General features: G+C 56.9%; 1 protein-coding gene. It reads right to left on the bottom strand.

Annotated features, from left to right (window positions below):
• The coding region (locus tag J0O65_RS25395; protein ID WP_215409933.1) for a hypothetical protein at positions 1 to 202 on the bottom strand (202 nt) is incomplete at both ends.

A 202-nucleotide genomic window follows, 5' to 3' on the forward strand; every position in this document is an offset into this window, starting at 1 on the left:
GCATTGCCTGCTTGCAGCAAACCACCGTGATTGTTGAGCTCTCCAGTTTGCAGATTCAGTACTTGCGTGGCGGCGATGGTTCCCTGGACATTGTTCAAGCCCTGTCCCGCCGTATCGATGCTGACGTTGCGGCCCACGATGCTGCCTGCGGAGGCGTAGCCGGAAGCCAGCGTATTGCCAAGGCTTGAGCTTTGCAAAACAA

Origin of the sequence: Janthinobacterium sp. JC611 (assembly GCF_018682595.1) — a bacterium.
In the GTDB taxonomy this organism is placed as follows: domain Bacteria; phylum Pseudomonadota; class Gammaproteobacteria; order Burkholderiales; family Burkholderiaceae_D; genus Janthinobacterium.